The sequence below is a fragment of the Rhizobium mayense genome (assembly GCF_030272705.1).
Taxonomy (GTDB): Bacteria; Pseudomonadota; Alphaproteobacteria; order Rhizobiales; family Rhizobiaceae; genus Rhizobium; species Rhizobium mayense.
Genome location: NZ_JARFYM010000007.1, coordinates 34578 through 58293, shown reverse-complemented (window position 1 = coordinate 58293; position 23716 = coordinate 34578). Strand labels below are relative to the sequence as shown.

The 23716-nt window shown below is 61.0% G+C and carries 19 protein-coding genes; 11 read left to right on the top strand and 8 right to left on the bottom strand.

The genetic code is table 11. The annotated features are described in order from the left end of the window. Positions 1-11: 11 nt before the first annotated feature. Positions 12-977, bottom strand: a complete 966-nt coding sequence (locus PY649_RS11355; RefSeq protein ID WP_285868476.1) for a GlxA family transcriptional regulator — start codon at positions 975-977, stop codon at positions 12-14. Positions 978-1081: 104 nt separating this feature from the next. Between PY649_RS11355 and PY649_RS11350 the strand changes: the two genes are divergently transcribed. Further along, positions 1082-1375 (top strand): hypothetical protein, encoded by a 294-nt coding sequence (locus PY649_RS11350; protein ID WP_285868475.1) that lies wholly within the window; start codon positions 1082-1084, stop codon positions 1373-1375. 88 nt (positions 1376-1463) lie between these two features. After that, positions 1464-1859, top strand: a complete 396-nt coding sequence (locus tag PY649_RS35160) for an NmrA family NAD(P)-binding protein (protein ID WP_432761349.1) — start codon at positions 1464-1466, stop codon at positions 1857-1859. A gap of 17 nt (positions 1860-1876) precedes the next feature. Here PY649_RS35160 and PY649_RS11340 read toward each other — a convergent pair whose 3' ends face one another. Beyond that, complete coding sequence (locus PY649_RS11340) at positions 1877-2269, bottom strand: RidA family protein (protein ID WP_285868473.1); 393 nt, start codon at positions 2267-2269, stop codon at positions 1877-1879. A 308-nt stretch (positions 2270-2577) separates the two neighbouring features. Between PY649_RS11340 and PY649_RS11335 the strand changes: the two genes are divergently transcribed. The 6 genes from PY649_RS11335 to PY649_RS11310 all read left to right on the top strand — a co-directional run bounded on the left by PY649_RS11335 (position 2578) and on the right by PY649_RS11310 (position 9860). Continuing rightward, positions 2578-3474 carry a LysR family transcriptional regulator gene (locus PY649_RS11335; protein WP_285868472.1) on the top strand — a complete coding sequence of 299 codons (897 nt, stop codon included), beginning with the start codon at positions 2578-2580 and terminating at the stop codon, positions 3472-3474. Between the two features lie 117 nt (positions 3475-3591). Then, positions 3592-4071 (top strand): formate dehydrogenase subunit gamma, encoded by a 480-nt coding sequence (locus PY649_RS11330; RefSeq protein WP_285868471.1) that lies wholly within the window; start codon positions 3592-3594, stop codon positions 4069-4071. Further along, positions 4068-5624: a formate dehydrogenase beta subunit gene (locus tag PY649_RS11325; RefSeq protein ID WP_285868469.1), complete on the top strand. Its 1557-nt coding sequence runs from the start codon at positions 4068-4070 to the stop codon at positions 5622-5624. Before PY649_RS11330 ends, PY649_RS11325 begins: the two co-directional genes overlap by 4 nt. 7 nt (positions 5625-5631) lie before the next feature. Then, positions 5632-8511, top strand: a complete 2880-nt coding sequence (gene fdhF / locus PY649_RS11320; RefSeq protein ID WP_285868466.1) for a formate dehydrogenase subunit alpha — start codon at positions 5632-5634, stop codon at positions 8509-8511. A 274-nt stretch (positions 8512-8785) separates the two neighbouring features. Next, the gene (fdhD, locus tag PY649_RS11315) at positions 8786-9613 is read left to right on the top strand and encodes a formate dehydrogenase accessory sulfurtransferase FdhD (protein ID WP_285868463.1); all 828 of its coding nucleotides are present in this window, start codon (positions 8786-8788) and stop codon (positions 9611-9613) included. Next, positions 9603-9860, top strand: a complete 258-nt coding sequence (locus PY649_RS11310) for a formate dehydrogenase subunit delta (protein WP_285868462.1) — start codon at positions 9603-9605, stop codon at positions 9858-9860. The genes fdhD and PY649_RS11310 overlap by 11 nt, the downstream gene beginning before the upstream one ends. A gap of 234 nt (positions 9861-10094) precedes the next feature. On the opposite strand, the gene PY649_RS11305 is transcribed toward PY649_RS11310, so the two are convergent. The 3 genes from PY649_RS11305 to rocF all read right to left on the bottom strand — a co-directional run bounded on the left by PY649_RS11305 (position 10095) and on the right by rocF (position 12857). Continuing rightward, the gene (locus PY649_RS11305; protein ID WP_285868461.1) at positions 10095-10571 is read right to left on the bottom strand and encodes a chemotaxis protein CheW; all 477 of its coding nucleotides are present in this window, start codon (positions 10569-10571) and stop codon (positions 10095-10097) included. Between the two features lie 129 nt (positions 10572-10700). Next, complete coding sequence (gene rocD, locus PY649_RS11300) at positions 10701-11903, bottom strand: ornithine--oxo-acid transaminase (RefSeq protein ID WP_285868460.1); 1203 nt, start codon at positions 11901-11903, stop codon at positions 10701-10703. Between the two features lie 18 nt (positions 11904-11921). After that, positions 11922-12857: an arginase gene (gene rocF, locus PY649_RS11295; RefSeq protein ID WP_285868458.1), complete on the bottom strand. Its 936-nt coding sequence runs from the start codon at positions 12855-12857 to the stop codon at positions 11922-11924. A gap of 186 nt (positions 12858-13043) precedes the next feature. Between rocF and PY649_RS11290 the strand changes: the two genes are divergently transcribed. After that, positions 13044-13472 carry an Lrp/AsnC family transcriptional regulator gene (locus PY649_RS11290; protein WP_285868457.1) on the top strand — a complete coding sequence of 143 codons (429 nt, stop codon included), beginning with the start codon at positions 13044-13046 and terminating at the stop codon, positions 13470-13472. Between the two features lie 207 nt (positions 13473-13679). On the opposite strand, the gene PY649_RS11285 is transcribed toward PY649_RS11290, so the two are convergent. The 3 genes from PY649_RS11285 to PY649_RS11275 all read right to left on the bottom strand — a co-directional run bounded on the left by PY649_RS11285 (position 13680) and on the right by PY649_RS11275 (position 20489). Beyond that, positions 13680-17864 carry a translocation/assembly module TamB domain-containing protein gene (locus PY649_RS11285; RefSeq protein ID WP_285868456.1) on the bottom strand — a complete coding sequence of 1395 codons (4185 nt, stop codon included), beginning with the start codon at positions 17862-17864 and terminating at the stop codon, positions 13680-13682. Positions 17865-17926: 62 nt separating this feature from the next. Beyond that, positions 17927-19852 (bottom strand): autotransporter assembly complex protein TamA, encoded by a 1926-nt coding sequence (locus PY649_RS11280; RefSeq protein WP_285868455.1) that lies wholly within the window; start codon positions 19850-19852, stop codon positions 17927-17929. Positions 19853-20210: 358 nt separating this feature from the next. Next, positions 20211-20489 carry a YMGG-like glycine zipper-containing protein gene (locus tag PY649_RS11275; RefSeq protein WP_285868454.1) on the bottom strand — a complete coding sequence of 93 codons (279 nt, stop codon included), beginning with the start codon at positions 20487-20489 and terminating at the stop codon, positions 20211-20213. Between the two features lie 295 nt (positions 20490-20784). Between PY649_RS11275 and PY649_RS11270 the strand changes: the two genes are divergently transcribed. After that, positions 20785-21273 carry a (2Fe-2S)-binding protein gene (locus PY649_RS11270; protein WP_285868453.1) on the top strand — a complete coding sequence of 163 codons (489 nt, stop codon included), beginning with the start codon at positions 20785-20787 and terminating at the stop codon, positions 21271-21273. A gap of 83 nt (positions 21274-21356) precedes the next feature. Then, positions 21357-23702, top strand: coding sequence for a xanthine dehydrogenase family protein molybdopterin-binding subunit (locus tag PY649_RS11265; protein ID WP_285868451.1), 2346 nt, complete (start codon positions 21357-21359; stop codon positions 23700-23702). Positions 23703-23716 lie beyond the last annotated feature (14 nt).

Genomic DNA, 23716 nt, shown 5'->3' with positions numbered 1-23716 from the left:
CGGGGCTGCCCTCAGCGCAGCTCCGCTCGAAGATCGCGCACTCCCCGTCCCAAGCGCTGGCGCAAGAGCGTTCTTAATGTTGCTCCGTCGGCGTAGCCGACCTCGGCCGCAATAGCGTCGAGGTCAAGGCCGCTGCCGTGGAGAAGGGATTGCGCGTGTTCAACACGCAAATCCTGGAAATAGGAAAGCGGCGATTTGCCGAGCACTGCTTCGCAACGACGTTGCAACGTGCGTGCGCTCGTTGCCAGCGCGCTCGCGGCTTCCTGCAGAGAGAACCCGGCCTTGAGATGATCCCGCGCCCAGCGTTCGAAGCGCAGGACGAGGGGATCTGCCTGCGCCAGATGGTTGGGGATGATGTAGGGCGCTTGCAAGGTGCGGATATCGGCGAGCAAATAGCGTGAGACGACGGTCGCCAGTTCCGGGCTCGCCTTGCGTATCAGCCAGAGAGCAAGGTCGAGATGCCCCATCGCTGCGCCGGCTGTGACGCCTATGTCGGTCGGCACGAGCATACGTGACTCGTCCAGCCGGACATTCGGGTAGCGTTGCCGGAACAGCGGCGCGAGCCACCAGGTCGTCGTCGCCTCGCGATGATCGAGAAGTCCGGCTTCCGCCAGAAAGAACGTCCCAATGCAGGACGCGGCGATCTGCGCGCCGTCCGCATTCCATTTCAGCAACTGCGCCCTGAGCTGCTTCATATCCGGCCGTTCCAGAGCCGGGACCAATTGTTCCGGCGTGCCGGTACTCAGTGCCGGAACGATCACCCAGTCCGGCTTCAGCTCAGGCGTCACGGCCTGCACGGGGATCGCCAGCCCTTGGCCGGACCGGACCTTCCGGCGCACGCCGACGATCGAAACGTCGAAATGAGGGGTTCCGCCGGTCAATCGACCGGAAAGGTTATTTGCAATCCTGAATGCGTCGAGCGTCACGGTGAGCCCCGTGTCGAAGACGCCTTCCAGAGCGAGCACTGAAATATGCATGGCGTAAATGACCTCAAAGTTGGCATTTACGACGATACCAAGTTTAGGAGGCGCCCGCTAGATTCACCCTCGTCGGAAATCACAGCATCCAAAAGGAAACCACCATGAAAGTATTCGCAATCGGATCGATCACCAATCCGCCCACGCCGGAACAGCAGCAGCAGATCATGCCGAAGGAGGTTCCGGATACCCTCCGACTCTATCTGGACGGCAAGATCGAGCAGTTCTGGTTTCGCCAGGACCGGGTCGGAGTGATCTTTCTCATGAGCGTCGAATCGGTCGAAGATGCCAGGTCGGCGGTGGACAAGCTTCCGCTGACCGAGGGCGGCTTCATGACGTTCGACCTGATACCCGTCGGCCCGCTCGCCCCGCTGGCACGGCTGATCCAGAGCAAATAAGCGTAGGAGGCGCCGTCGATATGACTTACACCCCATCCTTATCGGTGGCACCGCCGGTGCCACGGGTAGCGTTACCGCGAAAACTGTCATGCAAATAGGCCCTCCTGTCCGCGCCCTGGTCCGCAACGAAGACGACCGATCCCGCCACCTCCAATCGCTAGGCGCCGAAGTCTTTGTCGGCGACCTGCTCGACTTCCGGTCGGTCCAGAGCGCGTTCCATGGGATCAAGCAGGCTTATTTCGTCTACCCGATACGGCCTGGTCTGGTGCAGGCGACCCACGAATTTCGCCCAGGCAGCGTTCGAAGCCAAGACCGAGTTCATCGTCAACATGTCGCAGAAGACCGCCCGCCCAGGCGCAAAGAGCAACTCGGCGCTTCAGCACTGGCTGGCCGAACAAGTCTTCGACAGGGCAGGGACGCCGGTCGGAAGCAGGGACTTTCGCGGGTGCGCGACGACCGCTGTTGGCGCGAAGCGGAAGGGTAGGAGCTTTCGCAGTCGGCCTAAGCGGCTTTCGCGGCAATAACCTCGATTTCCACCAGTAGATTGGGCCAGACCAATTGGGGGATGACTAACAGCATGGAGGCAGGGCGCGCGTCGCCCAAGTATTTCCTGCGGACGTCAGCATATGCCTTTATGTCTTCAGCACGCGTCAAATATTGTGTGACTTTGACGATATCAGCGACATCCATGCCAGCGTTTGCCAACATCGTTAAGATGTGACGCCACGCCAAGTCAGCCTGTGCCTCAGTTGTGCTCGGCAACGTGGATCCGTCGATAGGAAGGCCGGGCGTGCCGGAGGTGATAAGCCACCGCATACCGGCATCGACTATAGTCGCATCGCTATAATTCCCAATCTGCTTGGCAACGCCGATATCTTGAAAACTGTGAGCCATCGTTTGCTTCCTTTCCGTGGTGTGATCGTAGGCCACGCGTGCGAAGGGCTGCCTAGAGGTTCTCGCAGAGAAATGCGCCGGCACATCCAGCCGTCTCATCTTGGTGGCGCGATGCGGACCTTGGCATCCAACGGTACTTGAAAGTATCTGCGATTAGAGTCCTTTCAAGGCGAACGCCATGACTGCTACTGGCGCAAAGTTGCCATCCAAATTGCTTTGGCGGCGATTTGCGATGGATGGATGTTGCGGCTTTTCCAATGTTGCGCTCCTGCTCCTGCCGATTTAACTGTCTCATTTAGGAGAGTTAAATGATCGACAAGCTGGAATTCTTCATCGCGCTTGCCAACCAGAAGCATTTCGGCCGTGCCGCCGAAGAATGCGGGGTGACGCAGCCGACTTTGTCGGCGGCGATCAGGCAGCTGGAGGATCAGCTCGGCGTCATGCTCGTCAGCCGCGGCTCGCGCTTTCAGGGGCTGACGCCGGAGGGTCAGCGTGTGCTGGAATGGGCGCGGCGCATCGTCGGCGATACCAGGACCATGCGCGAGGAAATGCGGGCGGCGCGCAAGGGGCTTGCCGGCCATATCCGGATTGCCGCCATTCCGACGGCGCTCGCCATGGTGCCGAAGATCACCGCGCCGTTTCAGGAGCGGCATCCCGACGTCACCTTCTCCATCACCTCGCGCAATTCGCTGCAGGTGCTCAGCCTGCTTGAAAATCTCGAGATCGACGCCGGCATCACCTATCTGGAGAACGAGCCGCTAGGCCGCGTCACCAGCGTCCCGCTTTATGCCGAGCGCTATCATCTGATCACGGCGGCCGGCAGCCCGCTGTCGGAGCGCGCAAGCGTGACCTGGAAGGAAGTGGGTAATCTTCGGCTTTGCCTATTGACGGCCGACATGCAGAACCGCCGGATCATCAACCGGCATCTCTCCGAAGCCGGCGCGACGGTGGAGCCGACGCTGGAATCCAACTCGATGATCGTGTTGTTCTCCCATGTCCTGACCGGGCGCTGGGCGAGCATCATGCCGAAGAATGTCGCCGATTCCTTCGGCTTTCCCGCCGATATTCACAAGATTCCGATCACCGAGCCGGTTGCCGAGCATCTCGTCGGCCTAGTGGCCACGCACCGCGAACCCTTTACGCCGCTTGTATCGGCATTGTTGCATGAAGCGAGATTACTCGCAGAAGGCGATAAAGATCGATAGAAATTTTCTATCGGGCGACGGGACTGCATTATTGATCCCCCGGTTCTTCCCTGCGATTTTTGCCGGGTGAACATGCATTGACGCGTGTTTGCGGAGGAGAAGCCTGGGAGGCTGCTTATGAGTTTGCATCTTGGCTCGGGCGAGATCGCAGCCCGCGCCGGCGTCATCATCGACAGCATGAAGTCGATGGAAGGTCCGCTCCTGCCGATCCTGCATGGGATCCAGGCGGAATTCGGTTATGTGCCGCAGGATACGCTGCCACTGATCGCCAAGGCCCTGAACCTGTCGCGCGCCGAAGTGCACGGCGTCATGACCTTCTACCATGATTATCGCGATCATCCCGCAGGCCGCCACGTCCTGAAGCTCTGTCGCGCCGAAGCCTGTCAGTCGATGGGCGGCGATGCAGTGGCAGAGCGTATCAAACGGCTGCTCGGCATCGATTTCCACCAGACGACACCGGATGGCAGCGTGACGCTGGAGCCGGTCTATTGCCTCGGCCTCTGCGCCTGCGCTCCGTCGGCGATGCTGGACGCAGAGCTCCATGGCCGGCTGGATGATGAGACCGCCGAAGAGCTGGTGATGGAGGCGCGCCGATGACGGTGAAGATTTACATTCCCCGCGATGCTGCCGCTCTTTCCCTCGGCGCCGAGAAAGTGGCGAAGGCCGTCGCGCAGGAGATCGCGAACCGCGGCCTTGATGCGCAGATTGTGCGCAACGGCTCGCGCGGCATGTTCTGGCTGGAGCCTTTGGTCGAGGTCGAAGTCGATGGCAGGCGTATCGGTTACGGGCCGGTGAAGGCCAACGACGCTGCCGCGCTGTTCGATGCTGGGCTGATCACCGGCGGTGATCACGCGCTCTGTCTCGGGGAGGTCGGAGACCTCCCATTCCTCAAGGAACAGACCCGCCTTACCTTCGCCCGTTGCGGCATCATCGATCCTCTTTCACTCGAGGACTATGAGGCCCATGGTGGCCTCAAGGGGCTGCGTCGTGCCGCCGGCATGGCGGCGGCAGACATCGCGAAAGAAGTGAGCGACTCCGGCCTGCGCGGTCGCGGCGGCGCGGGCTTTCCGACGGGCATCAAATGGAAGACGGTGCTGGATGCGCCGGGTGACCGCAAATACATCGTCTGCAATGCCGACGAGGGCGATAGCGGCACCTTTGCCGACCGCATGATCATGGAGGGCGATCCCTTCGTGCTGATCGAGGGCATGGCGATTGCCGGCCTCGCGACTGGCGCGACCAAGGGCTTCGTCTATACGCGCTCGGAATATCCGCATGCGATTGCCGCGATGACGGAAGCGGTCGAGATCGCCAGAGCCGCCGGCATTCTCGGCGCCTCTGTGCTTGGCTCCGGCAAGGCTTTCGACATGGAAATCCGCAGCGGTGCCGGCGCCTATGTTTGTGGCGAGGAGACGTCGCTGCTCAACAGCCTGGAAGGCAAGCGCGGTGTTGTGCGCGCCAAGCCGCCGCTGCCGGCGCATAAGGGCCTGTTCGACTGTCCGACCGTCATCAACAACGTCATTTCGCTCGCCTCCGTCCCCGTGATCATGGACAAGGGCGCGGCCTTCTACCGCGATTTCGGCATGGGCCGTTCGCGCGGCACCATTCCCCTCCAGATCGCGGGCAACGTCAAACATGGCGGCCTCTATGAGACCGCCTTCGGCCTGTCGCTTGGCGATATCGTCGACAGGATCGGCGGCGGCACGAGGACTGGCAGGCCGGTGAAGGCGGTGCAGGTCGGCGGGCCGCTTGGGGCTTATTTCCCACGCAAGCTCTTCGATACGCCTTTCGACTATGAAGCCTTTGCGGCGAAGGACGGGCTGATCGGCCATGCCGGCATTGTGGTCTTCGACGATACCGCGGACATGTTGAAGCAGGCGCGTTTCGCCATGGAATTCTGCGCGGTGGAAAGCTGCGGGAAGTGCACGCCCTGCCGTATCGGCTCGATCCGTGGTGTCGAGACGGCAGACAAGATCGCACGCGGCATCGAGCCGGAAAAGAACCGGGCGCTGCTTGCCGATCTCTGCAACACGATGAAATTCGGCTCGCTTTGCGCTCTCGGCGGGTTCACGCCCTATCCGGTCATGAGTGCGATGACGCATTTCCCGGAGGATTTTTCTCCGGTTCCCCTGATTGAAGCGGCGGAGTAAAGACCAGATGTCTCTTGTTTCCGAAATCGATTACGGCACGCCCGCCTCCCGCTCGGAAAGCACGGTGACCTTGACCATCGACGGGCAGCAGATCACCGTGCCGGAAGGCACCTCGGTCATGCGCGCGTCGAGAGAAGCCGGGATCATGGTGCCGAAGCTTTGCGCCACCGATATGATCGATGCCTTCGGCTCCTGCCGCCTCTGTCTGGTCGAGATCGAGGGAAGGGCAGGCACGCCGGCTTCATGCACGACGCCGGTAGCGCCGGGCATGGTGGTGCATACACAGACCGGCCGGTTGAAGGATATCCGCCGCGGCGTGATGGAGCTTTATATCTCGGATCATCCGCTCGACTGCCTGACCTGTGCCGCCAATGGCGACTGCGAATTGCAGGACATGGCGGGCGCTGTCGGTCTGCGCGACGTCCGCTACGGCTATGACGGCGACAATCACGTTACGGCGCGCAACAATGGCGAGATCAATCTGAAATGGATGCCGAAGGACGAGTCCAATCCCTATTTCACCTATGATCCGTCCAAATGCATCGTCTGTTCCCGTTGCGTGAATGCCTGTGAGGAGGTGCAGGGCACCTTCGCGCTGACCATCGAGGGCCGCGGTTTTGGCTCGCGCGTCTCCGCGGGCATGCACGAGAATTTCATAGACAGCGAATGCGTTTCCTGCGGCGCCTGCGTGCAGGCTTGCCCGACGGCGACGTTGACCGAAAAATCGGTGATATCGATCGGCCAGCCGGAGCATTCGGTCGTCACCACCTGCGCCTATTGCGGTGTCGGCTGCTCCTTCAAGGCAGAGATGCGCGGCGAGGAACTGGTGCGTATGGTGCCGTGGAAGGATGGCCAGGCCAATCGCGGCCATTCCTGCGTCAAGGGCCGCTTTGCCTATGGCTATTCGACCCATAAGGACCGCATCCTCAATCCGATGGTCCGCGAGAAGATCACCGACCCCTGGCGCGAAGTCACGTGGGAGGAGGCGTTTGCCCATGTCGCCAGCGAATTCAAGCGCCTCCAATATCAATATGGCCGCGATTCCGTCGGCGGTATCACCTCGTCGCGCTGCACCAATGAGGAGACATTCCTGGTGCAAAAGCTGGTGCGCGCCGGCTTCGGCAACAACAATGTCGATACTTGCGCTCGCGTCTGCCATTCGCCGACCGGCTATGGCCTCGGCCAGGCGTTCGGGACCTCGGCCGGCACGCAGAATTTCGACAGCGTCGAACAGTCCGATGTGGTCGTGATCATCGGCGCCAATCCGACCGACGGCCATCCGGTCTTCGCGTCACGGCTGAAGAAGCGTCTGCGGCAGGGTGCCAAGCTGATTGTCATTGATCCGCGCCGCATCGATCTGGTGCGCACGCCGCATGTGGAGGCGAGCTATCACTTGCCGCTTAAGCCGGGCACCAACGTCGCCATGCTGACGGCACTCGCCCATGTGATCGTCACCGAAGGTCTGTTCGATGAGAAGTTCATCCGCGAGCGCTGTGACTGGTCGGAATTCGAGGATTGGGCTGCCTTCGTCGCCGAGCCACAGCATAGCCCGGAGGAAACCGAAAAGTTCACCGGCGTTCCCGCCGATCTCGTCCGCGGTGCTGCCCGCCTCTATGCCAAGGGCGGCAATGGCGCGATCTATTACGGCCTCGGTGTCACCGAGCATAGCCAGGGCTCGACCACCGTTATGGCAATCGCCAACCTCGCCATGGCGACGGGCAATATCGGTCGTCCGGGCGTCGGCGTGAATCCGCTGCGCGGCCAGAACAATGTGCAGGGCTCTTGCGATATGGGCTCCTTCCCGCATGAACTGACGGGCTATCGCCACATCTCCGACGACGCCACGCGCGACATCTTCGAAAAGCTCTGGGGTGTCAAGCTCGACAAGGAGCCGGGCCTGCGCATACCGAACATGCTCGACGCCGCCGTCGACGGCACCTTCAAGGGCCTCTACATCCAGGGCGAGGATATTCTGCAGTCCGATCCGGACACCAAACATGTCGCAGCCGGCCTTGCCGCCATGGAATGCGTCGTCGTCCACGATCTCTTCCTGAACGAGACGGCCAATTACGCGCACGTCTTCCTGCCGGGTTCGACCTTCCTGGAAAAGGACGGCACCTTCACCAATGCCGAGCGACGCATCAACCGCGTGCGCAAGGTGATGAGCCCGCGCAACGGCTATGCCGATTGGGAAGTGACGCAGAAGATGGCGCAGGCCATGGGTCTTGCCTGGAACTACATGCATCCGGCCGAAATCATGGACGAGATTGCCGCAACGACGCCGACCTTCGCTCTCGTCTCCTACAACTATCTGGAAAAGATGGGCTCCGTGCAGTGGCCCTGCAATGAGAAGACGCCGCTTGGCTCGCCAATCATGCATGTCGATGGTTTCGTCCGCGGCAAGGGCAAGTTCATCCGCACCGAATATGTTGCGACCGATGAGCGCACCGGCCCGCGCTTCCCGCTGCTGCTCACCACCGGGCGTATCCTCAGCCAGTACAATGTCGGCGCTCAGACACGCCGCACGGAAAATGTCGTCTGGCATGACGAGGATAGGCTGGAGATCCATCCTCACGATGCCGAACAGCGCGGCATCCGCGATGGAGATTGGATCAAGCTCGCCAGCCGCTCCGGCGATACGACGCTGCGTGCGCTGATCACCGACCGCGTTGCCCCTGGCGTCGTCTATACGACCTTCCATCATCCCGACACGCAAGCGAATGTCATCACGACGGACTATTCCGACTGGGCAACCAATTGCCCGGAATACAAGGTGACGGCCGTCCAGGTCTCGCCGTCCAACGGCCCGTCGCAATGGCAGATCGATTATGACGAACAGTCACGGCAGTCTCGGCGGATTGCCGGGAAAATGGAGGCTGCGGAGTGAGGCCGAGCTCGGGGAAAGATACCCCCCTCTGTCGCTTTCGCGACATCTCTCCCACAAGGGGGGAGATCGTTAACATGTGGCGCTCTCCTCGCAACACGATGAACATTATCCTCGCAGAAACGTTGTCTGTGGGTGTCGCAGCGGAGAGCGATTTTCTCCCACCGATCTCCCCCCTTGTGGGGGAGATGTCGCGAAGTGACAGAGGGGGGCATGCACTCTCCACCAACGCCAAAGTCTATGGTGGTGCTCAAAAAATTGCCGGTATCGCAGCCACATGACCCGCTTCAGCCCCACCATCACCGTTTCCGAAACTGCCCGCCGCAGCGGCCTGGTACGCTCGGGCACGCGCATCGTGCCGGAAGAAGTGCCGATCGCTTTTTCTTATGGCGGCACGTCGCATGCGGTCATGATGGGGACGCCCGCCGACATTGAAGACTTTGCGGTTGGGTTCAGTCTGACCGAGGGCATCATCACCGATATCGATCAGATCGTGGCGATCGAGCCTGTCGAGGACGAGCGGGGGATCGACGTGCAGATCGCCCTGATCGACGACGCGGCCGACGCGTTGCGTGTCCGGCGGCGGCATATGGCCGGGCCTGTCGGCTGCGGTCTCTGCGGCATCGAATCGATCGAGCAAGCGGTGCGCAAGGTGCCGGATGTTTCAGGCGTTTCGCTGACGGTTGCGCATGAGGATATCGTCAAAGCCGTGGCTCTATTGACTGATGCCCAGCTGTTGAACCGCGAGACGCGGGCCGTGCATGGCGCCGGCTTTTATATTCCGGGCAAAGGTTTGCTGGCCGTGCGCGAGGATGTCGGGCGGCACAATGCGCTGGACAAGCTCTGTGGCGCCGTCATCCGCGCCGGTCGCGGGGGCGCGGAGGGCGTCGTAGCGGTTACCAGCCGCTTGTCCGTCGAGATGGTGCAGAAGGCGGCGATATTGGGCAGCTGCGTCCTCATCGCCATTTCCGCGCCGACGGCACTCGCCATCCGCACGGCCGAGGAGGCAGGCATGACGCTGGTAGCGCTGGTACGTGGCGACGATTTCGAGATTTTCACCCATCCGCAGCGCATTACACCAGGGAGCATCGCCGATGTCGCCTGACGACACATCTCATGGCAAGACCGCAACCAAGCTCGTCTATATGGCGAACCAGATCGCCACCTTTTTCAAGACTCAGCCAGCCAGTGAAGCGGTGCAGGGTGTAGCGACGCATATCAATAAATTCTGGGAGCCGCGCATGCGGCGGCAGTTTTTCGAAATCATTGATAATGGAAACAGTGGATTGGATCCGCTGGTGCTGGAGGCAGCCTCGTTGATCCATAGGCCGGAGCCGGTCAAGCAGGACTGATCCGGCTTAATATCGGATAGTTATAATGAGACAGGTATGGACAGGTGGAATCTGTCCATTAATGCTATTAAAGATAGAATAGTTGGAGATTCCATTCCAAAATTTAATCTTTGGTTGTCTTGGGCGCTGCGAAAACGGCTGTCGGCTCCATTCATGGCATGCTGCTTGCATGAATAAAACCGCCCGGAAAACCGGGCGGTTTTATTCATGGAGAGTGGAATGAAAAACAGGCGCTTAAGCGGCGAGTTCTTCCGCTTCGTTTTCCTTGAACATCTTGGCGAGGTTCAGGAAGCAGATCATGCCGCTTTCGGTGGCGATGATGCCTTCGCAATAGGCGCGATCGAAGGAAGCGGTGACTTCGGGGACCGGCTGGACCTGGCTCGAGGAAATCGTCAGAATGTCGGAGACGCGGTCGACCAGCATGCCGATGACCATGCTATGAACTTCAGCGACGACGATGGCGCTGCGTTCATTGGCGACCGTGCTCTTCATGCCAAGCTTGTAAGCGAGATCGATGATTGGGATGACTGAGCCGCGGAGGTTCATGACGCCGATGACATCGGCCGGTGCATGCGGGATCGGCGTTGACGGCGCCCAGCCGCGAATTTCGCGGATCGTGGTGGTCTTGACGCAGAACTCCTGATCATGAAGCCGGAAGGCAATGATCTCCAAAGTATCGCCGCTGAAGCTGGTGGAATTGATCGTGGCCATGAACATTCTTCCCATTGTCGCATGCCGCCAAAACTGGCGCGCTGTCGTGACGATAGCGCAAGAATGTTGCTCAAACCTAAACCCGTGGAAGAGATTTCGGCAGGTTCTAACCACTTCGAGGGTTCTGGCCTATTTGGCCAGAACCTTGTCGATCTGTTCCAGCGCCCAGTCGACCTGATTGTGGGTGATGACGAGCGGCGGGGCGAGGCGGATCGTGTGGTCGTGCGTATCCTTGGCGAGCAGGCCTAGATCCTTGAGCTGGTAGCAATATTGCCGCGCGCCGCCGGCTTCCGGTACCAGCTCGACGGCCATCATCAGGCCACGGCCGCGAACCTCCTTGACGATATTTGAGCGGATTGAGCGCAGGCCCTGGAGGAAATAATCGCCCATGACGGCGGCGTTCTCGATCATGCCTTCCTCGGTCAGCACGCGAAGCGCGGCGCGAGCGACGGCGCAGGCAAGCGGATTGCCGCCAAAGGTGGAGCCATGCTGGCCGGGCTTCAGGACGCCGAGCACTTCAGAATTGGAGAGCACGGCGGAGACCGGATAGAAGCCGCCCGACAGAGCCTTGCCGATCAGCGTCACGTCGGCCTCGATGCCCTCATGCTCTTCGGCGAGCAGCTTGCCGGTGCGGCCGAGGCCGGTCTGGATCTCATCGAGGATAAGGGTGACGTTGTTGGCCGTGCAGAGCTCACGCACGCGGGTGAAATAGCCGGGGGCGGGGATGATGACGCCGGCCTCGCCCTGGATCGGCTCAATCAGCGCGGCGACGGTATTTCCATTGATTGCGGCGGCAAAAGCATCGGCATCGCCGAAGGGGACGATGCGGAAACCCGGGGTATAGGGGCCGAAGCCGGTGCGGGCATCCGGATCGGTGGAGAAGCTGATGATGCTGAGCGTCCTGCCATGGAAATTGTTGGAGCAGACGATGATCTCCGCCTGGTTTTCGGGAACGCCCTTCACCTCATAGCCCCATTTGCGCACGGCTTTGATCGCCGTTTCGACAGCCTCGGCGCCGGAGTTCATCGGTAGGATCTTGTGCGAACCGGTCAGCGCCGCCAGCTCTTCGTAGAGATAGGCGAGCTGGTCGTTGCGGAAGGCGCGTGAGGTCAGCGTCAGCTTGCCGGCTTGCTCGATCATCGCTTCGCGGATCTTCGGGTGGCAATGGCCCTGGTTGACCGCCGAATAGGCCGACAGGCAATCGAGGTAGCGCTTGCCGTCGGTGTCCCAGACATAGACGCCTTCGCCGCGGGTCAGCACGACGTCGAGCGGTTTGTAATTGTGGGCGCCGAGGCGCTGCTCGGTCGCAATGAGATCGTTTGGTTCACTCATGATCATTTCCCCCCAGAATTATGCGGCCCTTGTCGGGCGATCGAAAATGCGCCGCCCGAACAGGCTCGCCGCCATCTCGACCAGGACGCGGGCGCTCTTGCCGCGGTCATCGAGGAACGGATTGAGCTCGACCAGATCGAGCGACGAGACGAGGCCGCTGTCAGACAGCATTTCCATGATGAGATGCGCTTCGCGGAAGGTCGCGCCGCCCGGTACGGTCGTTCCGACACCCGGCGCGATATCCGGATCGAGAAAATCGACATCGAAGCTGACGTGCAGTAGGCCGTTGGCGGCGCTGATCGTGTCGAGCACTTGGCGCATGATGGCCGCCACGCCCTGTTCGTCGAGGGAGCGCATATCGAAGACGTTGACGCCGTGCTCGCGGATTTCCTGGCGTTCATGCGGATCGACGGAGCGGATGCCGACCTGGAAAACCTTTTTCGGATCGACCAGCGGCCGGTCGGCCGGCAGGATGTCCGCAATCTCCGCTTCGCCGCAGAAGAAGGCGACGGGCATGCCGTGAATATTGCCCGAGGGCGATGTCGTCGGAGAATTGAAGTCCGAATGCGCGTCCAGCCAGAGTACGAATAGCGGCCGGCCGACCTCAGCCGCATGGCGCGCCATGCCGGAGACGCTACCCATGGAGAGGCTGTGATCGCCGCCGAGGATCAGCGGGAAGCCGCCTGAGGAGGCGACTTCATAGACCTTGGCCTCGAGAGCGCGGGTGAACGCGCCGACGATTTTCAGGTTATGCGCCTTCGGATGGTCCGGCAGATCGGCGGCGGCGGCCGGATGCAGGTCGCCGCTGTCCGTGACGCGGTGGTCGAGCTCGGTCAGCATCGTCTCGATGCCGGCGATGCGCAAGGCTGTCGGGCCCATGCCGGCGCCGCGGCGGCCGGAACCTTCCTCAAGCGGTACGCCGATCAGCGTAATGGATGTGGATTCTACGTTCATCAGCGGCGCTCCCATCAGTGCATGACCCTGAAAAATGCGAAAGGATTTTCGGAAAGACTCAAGACATAAATCGGCTGTCGATCTCGATTATCAGCTGCGGAGATGACAGCAAAAAGATGGAAAATTGTCGAAAATCGACTAGTCTTCGACAGATTGAATAGTGCCATTTAGCAGAATGATAAGTCCATGGACGATCTCGATCGTGACCTCCTAAGCGCATTGCGCCACAATGCCCGCACGTCCGTCTCGTCGCTTGCGGCGGCGACCGGCGCCTCACGCGCCACGGTGACCGCCCGCATCGAACGGCTGGTCGACAACGGCACCATCACCGCCTTCACCATCCGAACCGGCCATGAAGCCCGTTCCGCCGGCGTGCGCGCCATCGTCATGATCGAGGTGCTCGGCAAGATGGCGGACAAGGTCGCCGATCAGCTTCGCGGCCTGCCTCAGGTGAGGGCGCTGCACAGCACCAACGGCAAATGGGATTTCATCGCTGAGCTGGAAGACCGCGACCTCGCCTCCTTTGACGAAACGTTGCGCCGTATCCGGTTGATCAACGGCATCAACACGACTGAATCTAATATCTTGCTGAAGACGAGCAAGATGGGATTTTAGTCATCTTTTCCAGGGGAGACACCACCCGCCCTCGCCCTTCGAGGGCCCTGCGGGCCACCTCAGGGTGAGGGCTGATCTTTTGCAGGCGCCCGAAACTCTTTCCACCTCACTCTGAGGTGCTTTGACGCTTGAGCCCAAGCGAAAGCGGCGACGTATCGAGGGGCGAGCTGGCCGCGTATTGGCTTGAGCGAAAGTCGCGTGATCGCCTCAATACTCATGCTCGTAGACAATGCCGGCTTCGCCCGCGCCGTTCGAACCGGCTGCTCCCCTGAGCTTGACGCCGCGCCCGACGTCGAAATTGATGATTGCCTTGGTGTTGTTGGCAGCGCCCTGCTGCAGCTCGATATAGGTGCGCTTGTTCAGATATTTTCCGGCGCCCACCTGCGCCTGGCCCCGTGCGTCGGTCGTGATGTCGAGATCGTCGACGCCGAGATGGCTGCGCAGGCCTTCGAACAACGAGGTCGAGCGGCCGCCGGCGAGCTGGCTTGCGGCATCGGCGAGCTGGGCGATCTGCAGGGCTGAGAGCCTCGACATCGATTGTCCGAAGATCAATTGCGCCAGCACCTCGTCCTGCGGCAGGGCAGGGGAAGAGGAGAAACTGATCCTCGGATCAGTGGCCAAACCGGTGACATCGACGGTGATGGTGGTGGAGTTCACGCTAGATGTGGCTTCCATGTCGAGGGCAGGCGTCAAGTCGCCACCAAAGGTGATCTTGCTGGTATTGGTGAAATCCAGGCGGCGGCTGAGGATAGTGAGCCGCCCACGCCTCATGGTGAAACCGCCGGAGACGATAGGATCGGCCGCGGTGCCGCGAACGGTGATGCTGCCGCCGAGTTCCGCATCGATGCCACGGCCACGAACGAATATCTGCGAAGGTGCGTCGAGTTGCAGGTCGATGCCGAGGGTGGTGGATTTATTGCGTGGACCTTGCGGCTGTCGGCCCTTGAACTGGGCGGTGACGGCCGCCGGCGCGTTCCTGTGTCTGATGTTGATCTGGGAGAGCGAGGCCGGCAACTTTTCGGGCACGGTAATGGACGCCTTCGCGAGCCTCAGATTGCCCGTAAGCACTGGGGCGGTCAGAAGAGGTCCCCTGATGCCGAGCGTGCCGTTGATGGTCGCGGTCACCAGCGTGCCGTCGACATAGGTGGCGTTGTTGAACCTCAACTGGATATCGGCGGGAAAGCCGCTGTTCGGGGCGATGCCGACCGTGCCGCTTGCAGATATGCTGCCGCCGCTGGCGAGATTGCCATTAAACCGCGAGATCACCGCCTGCCTGCCGTCGAGCGTGACTGTGATGGCGAGACCGTTGAGAGTGAGGTTGCGACGGACATCGACGAGCCTCGCGCCGTCGGTGGAGACCGAGCCTGTGATGATGGGCGCCGCGGTCGTGCCGGCGATCTGCAGATCGAGCCTTGCTGCGCCCGTCATGTTCAGGCCCTGGGCGGCAAGTTGCGCGGCCATCGCATCGAAAGGCAGCGTGCCGGAAAACCTCATCCCCAAGGCCTTGTTGCCGGCGATGGCAACCGTGCCGCCGCCATTGAGCGCCAGGCCGTTCTGACCGGTCAGATTGGTGTCGATAGTGACGGTATTGTTGGCGAACTGGCCGTTCGCCCGGATGCCGAGAGGGCCGAGGCCAGCCGATCTCGTCTGGCTGGTCGCAGCCCCCGACCAATTGGCCTGAAAGCCGACGACGGGTGAGGCAGGCCTGCCGGTCACTGTCACCCTGCCGGAGATCGTGCCTTCGGCGGCAAGCGTCGGTGCGAAGACATTGGCGAGGCTGGCGGGTAGGTTGGCGATCTCAGCGGTGATGTTCAGCGCTTGTCCAGCAGTGCCGTTGACCGTCACCGAACCGCCGCCAGTCTGGATGGTGAGGCCGTTCAGCGATGCGGTGCCGTCCTTGATAGTGATTTTGGTCGGCGACGCCAGTCTGACCGGGATAGTACGCGGCGCGCCGGCGAAATTGTCGAGGCTGACGATCGTCTGGCCGCCTCCGGTCTCGACATTGCCACTGGCGGTCAGCGGAGCGTTGTCATAGTTGGACTTGAGATCGAAAACCGTGCGATTGCCCTGTTGCGTGAAGGTCAGCGCAAGATTGGTGATACGGTTGGCGCCCGACGCGATGGCATCTGCGCGGATGCTGCCGTTGGCGGAAAAGGCCTTGAGATCGTCGACTGTCAGAGCGATGGCAGGCTTGTCGATCGAAAGATCGTCGCGGCGGATACCGCTGCCGTTAGCGTCGACCTTGAGGCCGATCTTGCCGTTGGCGCTGGAGAGATCGACCGCGCCTTTGAGATCGCCTTCAGCTTTCTGCCCGGCCAGGGCGGCGAGCAGGCTGACGTCGGGCAGATCGAAATTCAACGTGCCAGACGGTTCGAAACTCGGTGACAAATCCAGCTTGCCCTGCAGCTTGTTTGGGCCGACTTCGACGGCAAGCGTCGGGATGCTTGTGCGGCCGTCCTGAGAGGCGGCGTTGGCGGTGATGCTGATCGGTTTGCCCTCGATGGCGCCGTTTGCTTGTATGCTTGCCTGGGGCGCGTTCGGATCGGCTGTTCCGGTCAGGGCGACATCGAGCGTGTCCAGCAGGCGGCCGGCGAGCTTGACGTTGACGGCCTTCACCGTCGCTTCGACACCGAGCGCGCTTAGCTGCCCCTTGGTTTTCAGAGTGATATCGGCCTGTCCCTCCGCATTCGGGACAAGCTTGGAAAGATCGAGCAATCTGCCGGTGATGTTCGACGTCAGCGTCTGGCCATCGAGTGCGGCATTGCCGTTGATTTCGCCGATGTTGGATTTCACAGCCAGGTTGGAAAGGTTGATTTTCGTCGGCACAGTGCCGGCAACTTGACCTTCAAGCGAGATCGTTCCCTCGAACTTGTCAGACACGCCGTCCGGCAGCACGGCGGGCAGCGCGAAGATCTTGAAGTTGCCAGTCAGCGCCTTCGACGACAGCGTATATTTGCCGTTGATGGTGCCGCCGATGCTTGCGCTCTCCAACGTCGTGTTGTTGAAGCCGATGGTGTCGGGCGAGAGCTGCAGGGGGGCCGTCAGCGCGACCGGCGCGCGGACCAGGCGGTTGAGATCGGGGCTGATGAAGGCGGTCTGGCCGATGACGAGACGAAGCTGCAGCGGGCCAGACCCATTGGTCAGGTTGAAGGCGTCGCTCTTGGCGCTGAGGTTCACCTGGCTGATCTGACCTTGCGGCGTGCTGGCGCTGTCGAGCGAGGCCTTGGCATCGATCTTTACGGACTGCGCGGCGCCCGTCAGCGCGACATCGACACGAGAAATCATCGCCCGTACCTCGCCGTTTTCCATCGGCCAGCGGAAATCGACAGGCCCCGATGTGCCGAGCAGGTTGGCGTTGAGGCTGTTATTGCCTGCGGGATCGAGCGTGCCGGAGGCGGCGATGACAACGCTGCCGGTGGCGAGATTTCCGGTCTGGATGTCGATCTTGCCCTTACCGTCGAAGGTGGCCGAAAGGTCTATTGTCGTCTGGCCGGCGAAGAGCGGGCGGAAGGTCGGCGGCAGCAGCGAATCGACGTCACCGCCGCCCTTGACGTCGATGTGGTGCAGCCCGTCGGCGGAAATGGCGTGATGGCCGTCGATCGACACCGTCGGCTTGCCGTCGAGCGCGGCTTGCAGCTTGCCGGCCCAGTTCGACAGGGGACCTTCGCCGGAAAGGTTGATATTGATCGCCGGGCCGCCCGGCAGATGCAGCATGCCGGCGAGCATGCCGTCGCGCGGTTCGGCGATTTCAGCCTTCAGGTTCAGCTGGTTTTCGGCCGGTGCAAAAGCAATATTGGTCGAGAGCTTGGCGTCGGGGACGTCCTGGCGATTGGCATCGAGGACGAGGTCGATGCTGTTGCTGTTCGCCCTGACGCTGCCGTTGGCGGCAAGCGCGAAATCCTGGCCGGCCACGGCTTGCCCGATGCGGAGATTCGGCAATGCAAAGGCGCCGATATTGACCGCGATGGGCAGCGAGAAGCCTTTGCTCTCAGTCGTTGTTACTTCCGGCGCCGTCTTCGCGGTCGTGACCGGCAAGCGTTGAAAATCCACGGTGCCGGCGGCAACACGATCGGCATGGAAAGTGCCCGTCAGCAGCGAGGCCGGCGACCAGTCGATGGCGAGATCCTGAACCTTAGCGAAGGTGCCCTTCGTGTCGGCAACCGTGATCGAGCCGACCCGCAGGTTGCCGGTCAGAAGCCCGGACGGCTCGGCGATGGTGATGGTGTGGTCGGGTGTAGAGACGAGCTTCGCCACTTGATCGACGGCATAACTGGTCGCGGCGGGCACGAAGCCGACAATCAGCACGGCGGCGATCGCAAGCACGAGGATTGCCACAATCGCATAGCCGATGAGGCGCACCAATCTGCCGAGAATTCGAATCAACGTGCTCATGAGAGCGACAGTAACCTCAATTTTGTAACCGCGTGCTGAACCGTCTCCGACTGTACGGCTTGTCAGAAGGCTTGGCCTATGCCGGCGTAGATGCCGTATGCCGTGCCGTTTGGATATTTATTGAGTGGGACGGCGACGTCGAGCCTGATAGGCCCGAAGGGCGTAGCGTAACGCACACCGACGCCCGCGCCAATGCGAACATCGGAAAAGTCAGGAAAAGTACTGCCGGTGACGCTGCCCATGTCGACGAAAGGCACGATGCCGAACTTATCGGTGATCCTGACGCGAGCTTCGATGGAGGCAGTCGCATAGGAGCGACCGCCGAGTGCGTTGCCGTTGGAGTCGTAGGGCGTGATTTCCTGATAGGCGAAGCCGCGTACCGAGCCGCCCCCGCCGGCATAGAAACGCCGGGTCGCCGGAATGTCCGCGATACTGTTGGCGCCGATCAGCGAACCGAGGGAAAGCTTGCCGGCGAAGATGACATTATCGGCGGCGCCGACGCCCTGATAGCCGGAAATCGAACCCTCGAAAGAGCTGAACACGGAGCCGCCCATGGTTTCGTAGCTAGGCGTGGCGCCGATCGAGGCGCGGTAGCCCTGGGTGGGGTCAAGTTTGTTGTCGCGCGTGTCCCTGACATATTCGAGCGGGATCGCCACCGTCAGAAAGGTTTGTTTGCCATAGGCGTCGGTGGTGTCTTTCTCATAGCTCACCTCGCCGCCGCCGGAGATGGTATCCTGATCGGTCAGCTCATAGGCAAGGCCGGCGCTCGCGGTGATGGTATCGGCGTCGTAGGCATCCGGATGCAGGCTTTGCATCTTCAGGCCGGTGGTAAAAGTCGCCGAGGGATAGAGGGTTGCGGGCCGGACATAGGTAATGCCGGCGCTATAGTCGAGCTTGCCGACATCGGTCGTTTCGCCGATGCGGGAGACCGATCCGTCGATGCGCAACGAATCCGCCCGGCCGGTCAGGTTGCGATGGCCCCAATAGCCCTGCAGACCGAAGCCGTCGATGGTGGAGTATTGCGCGCCGAAGCCGAAAAAGCGCTGCTTGCCTTCCGACACTTCGATGGTCACGGGAAGGCTGCCGTTCGGCGCCAACTTATCGGCCTCGCGGACGGTGACGCTGGAAAAGACACCGAGCTTGCGCAGGCGGTCGGAGGCCTTCTTCAGTTCGTCCGGCGAATAGGGCTTGCCCTCGTTGATGCGGGCATAGCGCTTGATGAAATCCGGATCGACCGACTTCTGGCCGGTGACGCCGACATTGCCGATGGGTGCCATCGGGCCGCTGTCGACCCTCAACATCACATCGACCCTATGGGTGTCGTGGTCGGCGACGACATCGCGCTTGGTCAGCTTTGCAAGCGGATGACCCTGATTCTTGAAGTCGGCAACGATATTGTCGCCGGCTTTGAGGATGGTCAGCGAGCCGGCTTGGCCGCCGGGTACGAGCCCGTATTGGGCGGGGTCGACCCGTTTCGCATCGCCGAGCAGGCTGATCTTGCCAAGCGTGAAGACTGGGCCGGGATCGACGGAGATGGTCACGGCCACAGGCTGAGAACGGCTGAAGCTCGGGTTCGGCGGCAGCGCGTCGATGTTTGTGCCATTGATCGTTATCGTGACCACGCCGCCGTAAAGGGCTTTTTCATATAGGGTCGCGATCAGCCGGTCGCGGTCGTCACGCGCCTTGATGACGACACCGAGGTCACCGGAGACTGGATTCTTCTGATCGGAGACCAGCATCGAGCTGTCAGTCAGAGCTTCTTTGAGGTCCTTGTCGAGATTGTCCGCCTTGAAATTGACGGTGTAATGAACGGGGTCAGAAACCTCATTTACCGTCTCGTCTTCGCCCCAGAGCCTCACGCCGAACAGCTTGAAAGCAAGTGCGTTTCCAGCATAGAGCGGGCCGAGCGCAAGCATTGCCGCAACCGCCACTACGGTGCCTGCTCGCCGATACGCAATACTCTTCCTCGGGCCGGTATTTTTACGCATACGCCGCTTTACGGTTATATGAGAATTTTCTCAGTTTGGCGTTTCCCCCGGGTTAACGCGCGGCCACCATAGATGCAAAAGCGTCCCGCGTGTACCACTTTGGAGTCAAAAACCTGCAAAGGACCGCTTCCGAAACGAAAAATCCCGGATTTTCCTCCGGGACTTAGGGCTATCGCGGCGATCTAATCAAAGGGGGTGATGGTCGCTATTTTCATAACCGCCGCGTTCGATCCAGCGTTGAAATCGACCTCATTTGGGTTGGTGCGCCAAATTTTTATCGCCTCAGAGATGAGGAGTTGAGGCCGAATCAAAAAGTCCCGAGCTTGCCCGGGACTTCCGTCTTTTGATCGACAATCGATCAGTAGGCGCGGCGATAACCACCGCGCGGGCAATCGTCGATGTAACGACGGCCATAGCGGTCACGGTAGTAGCACTGGCCAGGCTGTTCGGCGACGCTGCCGATGACAGCACCCGAAACACCGCCAATCGCGGCGCCGACGGCTGCACCGCGGACATTGCCGGTGACGGCGCCGCCGATGATGGCGCCAGAGGCTGCGCCGATGCCGGCGCCTTGTTCAGTCGGGGTGCAGCTTGCAATAGACAAGCCGACCAATGCGAGCATAAGAGCTTTCTTCATTTACTCTCTCCAACGTTAGTTAAGCCGGAATTCCGGCAACGCCGTCCCAATTTTCCAGCTCCACCACGATGGGCTGTCCTTGCAGTCCTGCAGCTAGGAAGAAATATCGTGCAAAATATGTTTGTCCACTGGGCACTTGCGGTTTTTTTGGTGGTAAACTGGCGACGTCTACATTCGGTAAACAAAGAAACGGCGCGGAGAGAAAAATCCACCTTCTTCCTAAAGTAGAGGTTGATCGCACTTCAAAAAAGTCAAATGATGCTGCTGCCTCTGGAGGAGAGGCGAGGAGGAAAATATGGCAAAAGTGACGTTGACGGTGAACGGCCGGAAGGTCAGCGGCGAGTGCGAGGATCGCATGCTGCTCGTCCATTTCATCAGGGAAAAGCTCGGTCTTACGGGAACCCATGTCGGCTGCGACACCACGCAATGCGGCGCCTGCGTGATTCACATGGATGGCAAATCGGTCAAGAGCTGTTCGGTCCTGGCCGTGCAAGCATCCGGCTCTGAAATTACAACCATCGAGGGTCTGGCCGCCAATGGCGAACTGCATCCCGTTCAGGCTGCCTTCAAGGAGCATCACGGCCTGCAATGCGGCTTCTGCACGCCCGGGATGGTGATGACGGCTGTCGACATGATCAACCGCCACGGCGGCGCGCTGGACGAAAAGACCGTGCGGGCCGAGCTCGACGGCAATATCTGTCGCTGCACCGGCTACCACAACATCGTCAAGGCAGTTCTTTCTGCCAATGCAGAGATGCATGCCGCCAAGCAGGCGGCCGAATAAGATTTCACCGAGATCGTCTGGCGAACGCCAATGACTGTTATCTTGGCGAATTGCCGGGCCCGGAACCCCAATGGGAGGATCACATGGGTGTCGAAGGCATTGGTGCGCGCGTTGCGCGAAAAGAAGACAAACGATTTCTGACGGGCAAGGGGCGCTACACCGACGATATGGTGGCGCCGGGCATGAAATATGCCTTTTTCGTCCGCAGCCCGCATGCGCATGCGAAGATCAACGGCATCGACGCGTCGGCTGCGCTGGCCATGCCGGGCGTGATTGGTGTGCTGGATGGTAAGCAGTTGCTGGCCGATGGCATCGGCAATCTGATTTGCGGCTGGATGATCCATTCCAAGGATGGTTCACCGATGAAGATGGGTGCCTGGCGGCCGTTAGCTGCCGAGACGGTGCGCTATGTCGGCGATGCTGTGGCAATCGTCGTTGCCGATTCGCTTGGCGAGGCCCGCGACGCGGCCGAGGCCGTCGTGGTGGATTATGAAGAGCTTCCTGCCGTCACCGAGGCGGTCGAGGCGCTGAAGCCCGGCGCGCCGCAGCTTCATCCGGAAGCCGCCGATAATTTGATCTTCGACTGGGAGCTTGGCGACAGCGCCGCGACCGACAAGGCAATTGCGGAGGCCGCTCATATCACGGAGGTCGAAATCCACAATAACCGGCTATCGCCGAATGCCATGGAGCCGCGCGCGACCCTCGGTATCTATGACGCCGGCGACGATCATTACACCTGCTACACCACCAGCCAGAACCCGCATGTTGCGCGGCTGGTGATGAGCGCCTTCTACAATGTCGCGCCGGAAAACAAGCTGCGCGTTATCGCACCCGATGTCGGTGGCGGCTTCGGATCGAAGATCTACATCTATCCCGAAGAGATCGTCTGTCTCTGGGCGTCGAAAAAGACGGGCGCGCCGGTCAAGTGGACAGCCGACCGTACCGAGGCATTCCTGACCGACGCCCATGGCCGCGATCATGTCTCGAAGGTGAAGATGGCTTTCGACGCGCAAAACCGCATTATCGGACTGAAGGTCGACACGATCGCCAACCTCGGCGCTTATATGTCGCTCTTCTCTTCCGCAGTGCCGACCTATCTCTACGCGACGCTGCTTTCGGGCCAATATGCGATCCCGGCGATCCACGCCAATGTCCGCACCGTCTACACCAATACGGTGCCGGTTGATGCTTATCGCGGCGCCGGGCGCCCGGAGGCGACCTATCTTCTCGAGCGCACGATGGAAACGGCAGCGCGCGAGCTCGGCGTTTCGCCGGCCGAACTGCGGCGGATCAACTTCATCCGCTCTTTTCCGCACCAGACGCCCGTCATTATGAATTATGACGCTGGTGACTATGAGGCCTCTCTCAACGCTGCCATGCAGCAGGCCGATTGGGACGATTTCCCGGCCCGCAGGGCGGCCGCGGAGGCGCGCGGCTTGAAGCGTGGCATCGGCATGAGCTGCTACATCGAGGCCTGCGGTATCGCGCCGTCACAGGCGGTAGGTTCGCTCGGCGCCGGTGTCGGCCTGTGGGAATCGGCCGAGGTTCGGGTCAATGCGGTCGGAACGGTCGAGGTCCTGACCGGTTCGCACAGCCATGGCCAGGGTCATGAGACCACCTTTGCTCAACTTGTCGCCGACCGGCTCGGCGTGTCGATCGACACAGTTTCCGTCGTGCATGGCGACACCGACAAGGTGCAGATGGGCATGGGCACCTATGGCTCGCGTTCGGGTGCCGTCGGCATGTCGGCGGTGGTCAAGGCGCTGGACAAGGTCGAGGCCAAGGCGAAGAAAATCGCCGCGCATCTGATGGAAGCCGATGAGAGCGATATCGTCATCGAAAACGGCGAAGTCAAAGTCGCCGGCACCGACAAGTCGCTGCCCTGGTTCCAGGTGGCACTGGCCGCCTATACCGCCCATAACCTGCCCGCCGGCATGGAACCGGGCCTGAAGGAAACCGCCTTCTACGATCCGGCCAACTTCACCTTCCCGGCCGGCTGCTACATCTGCGAAGTCGAGGTCGATCCGGAAACCGGCAAGACCGACATTATCCAGTTCGTCGCCGCCGACGATTTCGGCAATATCATCAATCCGATGATTGTCGAAGGTCAGGTGCATGGCGGCATCGCGCAGGGGGTCGGCCAGGCGATGCTCGAAGGCGTGCATTACGATGCCAATGGCCAGTTGCTGACGGCAAGCTTCATGGATTACGCCATGCCGCGCGCCGACGACCTGCCGTCCTTCAACCTGTCGCACCAAAACACGCCTTGCCCGAACAATCCGCTGGGGATCAAAGGCTGCGGCGAGGCTGGCGCCATCGGCTCGCCGCCGGCGCTGATCAACGCCATCACCGATGCGATCGGCAACAATGCCCTGACCATGCCGGCCACGCCGCTGAAGGTGTGGGAAGCGGCGCGGGCCGTGGCCTGAGACAAGAGGAGGAG